Annotated in this window: 9 protein-coding genes; all 9 read left to right on the forward strand. The window is 64.8% G+C overall.

The genetic code is table 11. The annotated features are described in order from the left end of the window. Positions 1 to 141: 141 nt before the first annotated feature. Positions 142 to 747 carry a NapC/NirT family cytochrome c gene (locus RMO57_RS01875; RefSeq protein ID WP_310383698.1) on the forward strand — a complete coding sequence of 202 codons (606 nt, stop codon included), beginning with the start codon at positions 142 to 144 and terminating at the stop codon, positions 745 to 747. Position 748: 1 nt separating this feature from the next. Beyond that, a complete protein-coding gene (locus RMO57_RS01880; RefSeq protein ID WP_310383699.1) occupies positions 749 to 1,609 on the forward strand; it encodes an ethylbenzene dehydrogenase-related protein in 861 nt (286 codons plus the stop codon). 13 nt (positions 1,610 to 1,622) lie between these two features. Beyond that, entirely contained in the window at positions 1,623 to 1,964 is a 342-nt protein-coding gene (locus tag RMO57_RS01885; RefSeq protein ID WP_310383700.1) for a plastocyanin/azurin family copper-binding protein, read from the forward strand. Positions 1,965 to 1,972: 8 nt separating this feature from the next. Continuing rightward, positions 1,973 to 2,551, forward strand: coding sequence for a heme ABC exporter ATP-binding protein CcmA (gene ccmA, locus RMO57_RS01890; protein ID WP_310383701.1), 579 nt, complete (start codon positions 1,973 to 1,975; stop codon positions 2,549 to 2,551). A gap of 104 nt (positions 2,552 to 2,655) precedes the next feature. Beyond that, the gene (gene ccmB / locus RMO57_RS01895) at positions 2,656 to 3,441 is read left to right on the forward strand and encodes a heme exporter protein CcmB (protein WP_310383702.1); all 786 of its coding nucleotides are present in this window, start codon (positions 2,656 to 2,658) and stop codon (positions 3,439 to 3,441) included. A 34-nt stretch (positions 3,442 to 3,475) separates the two neighbouring features. Next, complete coding sequence (ccmC, locus tag RMO57_RS01900) at positions 3,476 to 4,255, forward strand: heme ABC transporter permease CcmC (protein ID WP_310383703.1); 780 nt, start codon at positions 3,476 to 3,478, stop codon at positions 4,253 to 4,255. Further along, complete coding sequence (locus tag RMO57_RS01905; protein WP_310383704.1) at positions 4,248 to 4,421, forward strand: heme exporter protein CcmD; 174 nt, start codon at positions 4,248 to 4,250, stop codon at positions 4,419 to 4,421. Before ccmC ends, RMO57_RS01905 begins: the two co-directional genes overlap by 8 nt. Next, the gene (ccmE, locus tag RMO57_RS01910; protein WP_310383705.1) at positions 4,418 to 4,891 is read left to right on the forward strand and encodes a cytochrome c maturation protein CcmE; all 474 of its coding nucleotides are present in this window, start codon (positions 4,418 to 4,420) and stop codon (positions 4,889 to 4,891) included. The genes RMO57_RS01905 and ccmE overlap by 4 nt, the downstream gene beginning before the upstream one ends. Beyond that, positions 4,888 to 6,783: heme lyase CcmF/NrfE family subunit (locus tag RMO57_RS01915; RefSeq protein WP_310383706.1), on the forward strand; the 1,896-nt coding region annotated here is incomplete at its 3' end. The genes ccmE and RMO57_RS01915, both read left to right, overlap by 4 nt.

Here is a 6,783-nt window from a genome sequence, read left to right on the forward strand (position 1 = left end):
CGCATGGTGACGCCGACAGGCAAGTTCAATGTCTGGAACACCCAGTACGACGTGTATTGAGTGAGTCTGTTTGGGGCCGCCGGCGCAAGCGCTGTCGGCCCCAACACCAACAACCCATGACCGCCCCAAAGGAAACCCACCGTGGCTGACCCTGTTGTTACCAAGCCCGGTCTGCTCAAGCGCTGCTGGCAGGCCCTGACCAAGCCCAGCAAATACTCGCTGCTCGGCGTACTGAGCGTCGGCGTGATTGCCGGCGTGGTCTTCTGGGGTGGTTTCAACACCGCCCTGGAGGCCACCAACAAGGAGGCGTTCTGCATCAGCTGCCACGAGATGCGCGACAACGTCTACAAGGAATATTCCGAAAACACCATCCACTACACCAACCGCACCGGCGTGCGCGCCACCTGCCCGGACTGCCATGTGCCCAAGGAGTGGGGGCCGAAGATGCTGCGCAAGATCCAGGCCTCGCGCGAGTTGCTCGGCAAGGTGACCGGCACGATTGACACGCCGGAGAAGTTCGAGGCGCACCGGCTCACCATGGCCGAACGCGAATGGGCGCGCATGAAGGCGAATGACTCGCTCGAATGCCGCAACTGCCACACGCTGAAGAGCATGGACACCGAGAAGCAAAAGCCGCGCGCCAAGAAGTCACACGAGTTGGCCGCCAAGAACGGCGACACCTGCATCGACTGTCACAAGGGCATTGCGCACCACAAACCCAAAGGCATGAAAGAAGAGGACGAATAAAATGCGAACCACTCATTTAAGCGCAGCGACGCTGCTCGCCCTGGCCTGCGCTTCCAGCTTTGCGGCCGCGCCCGATTGGAGCAAGGTCAGCCCCACCAAGATCACGCTGTTCTACCCCGGCGCCTCGCCGCTGGAGTGGATCACCAAGGGCAGCGAGCATGGCGGTGCCCGTGCGGTGCGCAAGGGCGAAAACTGCGCCAGTTGCCACCATGAAGAAACGGCGGACATGGGCAAGAAAATGGCCCTCGGCCAAAAGAACGAGCCACACCCGATCAAGGGCAAGGCGGGTTCGATACCGGTCAATGTGCAGGCCGCCAACGACGGCAGCAACTTGTACCTGCGCTTCAGCTGGAAGCAGCCGGCCGGTGGTGCCGAAAAGATGGACAAGGACAGCCTGGTGAAGTTGGCGTTTATGTTGGAGGACAACAAGGTGCCCGGTGCCAATCTGTCGGGCTGCTGGGAGACCTGCCACGTCGACGCACGCACCATGCCCGAGGCCAAGGACGACAAGAAAACCAAATACGTCAAAGACGGCAGTTTGGCCAGCGGCAAGTTCTACGACCTGATGCAATGGACCAGCAAGGGCGGCAAGTTTGACGGCTACGTGGCCGACAAACGCGTGATGGAAGGCGGCAAAGCGCTGCTCGACGCCAAAGGCGAGCGCAAGGGCGATGACTGGGTGGTGACCTTTACCCGCAAGCTGAGCGGTGGCGAAGGTGACATCGCCTTGGTCAGTGGCAAGACCTACAACTTCGGTTTCGCCATTCATGATGACCACTCGGCCGGCCGTTTCCACCATGTCTCGCTCGGCTACACGCTGGGGCTGGACACCAAGGGCGACATCACGGCCAACAAGCCTTGATGGATCTGGCGTGATGTTCGATCGTCGCCAATGGCTGCGCAATCTGCTGGGGCTGCAACTGCTGTGGGCCGGCGGCGCGCGGGCGGCTCCGGCGACGCTGGAGGTGGAGATTCGCGACTACCAGTTTCATCCCGCCAAGTTGAGCGTTAGCGTCGGCGACAGCGTGCGCTGGGTCAACCGCGAGAAGCGAACGACCCACACCGTTTTGTTTGCGGGTCCGCAAGGCGGCGAATCGGAGCGCCTGTTTCCAGGTGAGCACTGGCAACGCCTGTTCGACCGCGCCGGCTCCTACGCCTATGGCTGCGGCCCGCATCCCGAGATGCAGGGCCTGATCGTCGTGAACCCGCCGAGTTGAGCCCAGCCATGCTGACCGTTCAAGGCTTGATCGGAGAACGCAACGGCCTGCGCCTGTGGGGACCGTTGGACTTCAATCTGCACGCCGGCGCGGCGCTGCATTTGCGCGGCCCCAACGGCTGCGGCAAAACCACCCTGCTGCGCACGCTGGCCGGCCTGCGCCCGCCGCTAGTCGGCCGGGTGCAGCGCCAAGCCGGCTGCGCTTTTCTGGGCCACCAGGATGGCTGGGCCGAGGATCTGAGTAGCCTGTGCAACTTGGCGCTATTTGCCAGTCTGCATGGCACCGACACGAAGCCGGCGATGGCCTTGCTGAGCGAGTTGTCCATTCCCGACCGTGCCGTTCGCCACCTCTCCGCCGGCCAACGCCGCAAGCTCGCGCTGGCTCGGCTGAAGCTGGTGCGGCGCCCGCTGTGGCTGCTTGACGAACCGCTGGATGCGCTCGACGACGCAGCCTGCCTGTGGCTGTGCAAGTTGGCGCAGCAGCATGTCGCGGGCGGCGGCAGCGTGGCACTGAGCTCACACCAGCCCTTGCCGGTCGAGTTCCCGCCGTGCCAGTCCTTGTGGCTGGCCCAACAGGTGCCCGCATGAACGGCGCAGCAAGCTTGGGAGCCTGGGCGGCAGAAGGCGGCGAGAGCGAAAGGTGGCCCCGGCGAGGACAGTTTGTGCCGGATTTGCAGCCTCATAGCCCCGCTATGGGGCAAAAAGACGGTGCAAAATGGACCGCTGCGGCCGACTTGCAGCCGCCGCTCCTTCTGCCGCCCAGGCTCCTAGTCGTCTGCAGCAACGCCGACCACCATCACGCGGCTTGGCTGCCACCGCTGCGGGCGCTGCTGCGGCGGGAATGGGCGTTAGCGCTGGCGCGCCCGGTGGACCTGCTGGTGCAGGCGCTGTTCTTTGCCACCATTGCCAGCCTGCCGGCACTCAGCGTGGCGCCGACCCCGGCCACCCTGGCCTTGCTGGCGCCGGGCGTCTTGTGGGTGGCGGCCTTGCTGAGTGTGTTGATGGTCAGCGCACGCTGCTTCCACGACGATTTGCGCAGCGGCTGGCTCGACCAGTGGCTGCTGAGCGCGACCCCTTTGGTCTTGCTGGTGGCTGCGAAATTGCTGGCGCAATGGCTGCTGGCGGCGCTGCCGGTCTTGCTGCTGGCGCCCCTGCTGGCGTTGCAATACGGGCTCAAAGCGCAGGCCTTGGGTGTGCTGATGTTGGCCTTGTTTTTAGGGACCGGGGTGTTGGTGATGCTGACCGGCGTGGTGGCGGCCTTGGCCGCCGGCCTGCGCCAAGGTGGGCTGCTGGTGATCGGCCTGGTGTTGCCGCTGGCGGTGCCGGTGCTGGTGTTCGGCAGCATGGCGGTACGCGCCGCGCAAGACGGCGCCCCTGCCGGCGCTCACTTGGCGCTGTTGGCCGCGATGAGTTGTGCGGCGCTGGCTTGCTGCCCGTGGTTGGCCGCCTGCGCCGTGCGTATTGGGGTTGAAAGCTAAGGGGTTGAAAGCTAAGGGATTGAAAGTTGATGCAATGAAACTCTCCAAATTTATCTTCTGGTTCGCGTCGCCAGTGCGCTTCTTGCCACTGGCCCAGCGCAGTGTGCGGCCGCTGCGCTACCTGGCGCTCATCTGCGCGGCGCTCGGCCTGTATGTTGGCTTTGCGCTGACGCCGGCCGACGCGGTGCAGGGTGAGGCTTACCGCATCATCTTTTTGCATGTGCCGGCCTCCTGGGTGGCGATGGTCTGCTTTGGTTTGATGGCGTTTTGGAGCGCGATGGGGCTGATCTGGCGCACCCGTTTGGCGCACTTGCTGGCGCACGCGCTGGCGCCCACCGGCGCGGTCTTTGCGGCGCTCTCGTTGATCACCGGCGCCCTGTGGGGCCAACCGATGTGGGGCACTTGGTGGGTGTGGGATGCGCGCCTGACTTCCTCACTGTTGCTGCTGCTGCTCTACCTGGGTTATCTCGCTCTGTTGGGCTCGGTAGACGATGCCAGCCGCGCCGACCGCGCCTGCGCGGTCTTGGCCTTGCTGGGAGCGCTCAATTTACCCGTGATGTATTTTTCGGTCACCTGGTGGAACACGCTGCACCAAGGCGCGTCGTTGAGTTCGCACGGGGCCAGCATGGCGCCACTGAGCTTGGCGGCGCTGTTGCTGTGCATCTTGGCCGCCTGGAGTTGGGCGGCGGCCACCGTGCTGCAACGGGTGCAGTTGCTGATCCAAGAACGGGAGGCGCATACGCATTGGTTGCACGAAATCCAGCGCGGAGCGCAGGCCTCGATGCCCTTGGCGCAGGAGATTGCTCATGGATAGCTTGTTCAATATCTGGTGGGCCGACTGGGCCGCCTTTGTGCAGATGGGCCGCCACGGCCTCTACGTTTGGGGCAGCGTGGCCTGCGTGCTGCTGGCCTTGGTGGCGGAGCAAATGGCGCTGCGCCAACGCGCCAGGCAACTCGACTCGGGGGCCCACAAGCCATGACAGCAATTCGTCTGAGCCCACGCCAAAAGCGCCTGCTGATCGTCTTGGCCTCGGCCGCGCTGTTGCTGGCGGCCGGCGCCTTCGTCAAACAAGCGTTTCGCAGCAATCTGGTCTTTTTTGTCACACCCAGCGAGGTGGCGGCTGGCCAAGCAACGGGCCGCAGCGCCCTGCGCGTCGGCGGTTTGGTGGAGGCAGGGTCGATCAAGCGCTCCGCCGGCCAGGGCGACAGCCTTGAGTTGCACTTCAATCTCAGTGACGGCGGCCATGTGTTGCCGGTGGTCTATCGCGGCGTGCTGCCCGACTTGTTTGCCGCGGGCAAGGGCGCCATCGCGCAGGGGTCGTTGGATCAGCACGGCACCCTGCAAGCGACCGAGGTACTGGCCAAACACGACGAAAACTACGTGCCGGCCGAAATGCAACAAGGCCGCACAGCCGGCGCCAATCCTGGCGCAGAACGGCGCGCACCATGAAGGCTGAAATTGGTCAGCTGCTATTGATCATCGCCCTGCTGGCGGCCGCCTTGCAGGCCTGGTTCGGGCTGAGTCCGCAGTGGCAATCGCCCGCTCAAATCCGCGCGCAGCAGCGCCTGGTGGCAGTGACGTCGCTGTGGCAGGCACTCGGCGTCGGCGGCGCGATGGTGCTGCTGGCCTGGGCCTTTGTGGAAGGGGACTATTCCGTTAGCTACGTGGCACAGCATGGGCATAGCCGTTTGCCGCTGCTGTACCGAATTGCCGCGGTCTGGGGCGGCCACGAAGGCTCGATGCTGCTGTGGTCCTTTGCGCTGACGGTCTGGGGCTTGGTTTGCTTTCGCGGCCTGCGCCGCCATGACCCGCAATACGCGGCGCGCACCCTGGGGCTGATGGGCATCATTGGCCTGTGCGTGATCGGCTTTGTGTTTTTCACCTCCAACCCCTTCGAGCGCCTGTTGCCGGCCGCCGCCGAGGGCGCAAGCCTGAACCCGTTGCTGCAAGACCCGGGCATGGCGCTGCATCCGCCCTTGCTCTACTTCGGCTATGTCGGCACCGCTGTGCCCTTCGCCATGGTCTTGGCGACCCTGTGGGGCGGCAGTCCGGGCAACTGGGTGAGCTGGGCACGCCCCTACACGGCGAGCGCCTTGGCGCTGCTGTCTTTGGGCATTGCACTGGGTTCATGGTGGGCGTATTACGAGTTAGGTTGGGGTGGCTGGTGGTTCTGGGACCCGGTCGAAAACGCCTCCCTGATGCCCTGGTTGGTACTCGCCGCGTTGCTGCACAGTCAAATCGCCTGCGAGCAACATGGGCGCTTTCCGTTCTGGACCGCCTGGCTGGCGATTGGCGCCTTCGTGCTGGCCTTGCTGGGCACCTTCTTGGTTCGCTCGGGGGTCTTGACCTCGGTTCACGCCTTCGCCTCCGATCCGCGCCGAGGCAGCGTGATGTTGGCCTTGATTGCGCTGGCTTTGCTGGGCAGCTTTGCCCTGGTGGCCAAACATGGTGAGCGCCTACTCCCACCAAAAAAATCGCGCCCGGCTGCGGCGCTCTCGCGCGACACGGCGTTGGCGCTCAACAACCTCTTGTTGACGGCGGCCTGCGCTTGCGTCTTGCTCGGCACGCTGTACCCGCTGCTGCTGGACGCGCTGCGACTGGGCAAACTGTCGGTCGGGCCACCCTACTTTGATGCCGTGCTGCTGCCGCTCTTGCTGCCCGCACTGGGCCTGCTGGCGGGCGCGGTTTGGCTGCGCTGGGGACGCGATGAACTCGGCGACGGGGTCAAGGGCCAAGCCGGCTTTTTGCGGCGCTTGCGCCCGACCTTGTGGGGCACCGCCATCGGTGCCGTCATGCTGCCGCTGCTGCTACAACAGAGCTATGGCCACATCAAGCCGGCGGTGCTGTTGGCGCTGCTGGGTGCTTGGGCGGTCGGCATTAGCAGCCTGCACTGGGCCATCACCCGCTTGCGGGCCGGCGGCCTCGGCGCTGCGAGCAGCGGCATGCTGCTCGCTCACCTCGGCGTGGCGGTATTTGCGGTCGGGGTCGCGATGGTCAAGGGCTACGGCGTCGAGCGCGATGTGCGCTTGGCACCCGGCGACACCCACCAGATCGCCGACTGCCGCCTCAGCTTTATCGACATCAGTCGCCGCACCGGCCCCAACTACGAAGCCCAGGCCGGCACCTTCCGCCTGGCCTGCGAAGGCCGGCCCGCACACACCCTGACGAGCGAAAAACGCAACTACCCGGGTTCGACCATGCCGATCACAGAATCAGCGATTCATTGGAGCCTTAGTCGGGACATCTATGTTGCACTCGGCACACCGATTGAGGGCCAAGCGTGGGCGGTGCGGGTGCAAGTCAAGCCCTTCATCCGCTGGATCTGGATCGGAGTCACCCTG

This window comes from Roseateles sp. (assembly GCF_031397715.1).
GTDB lineage: Bacteria > Pseudomonadota > Gammaproteobacteria > Burkholderiales > Burkholderiaceae_C > Paucibacter_A.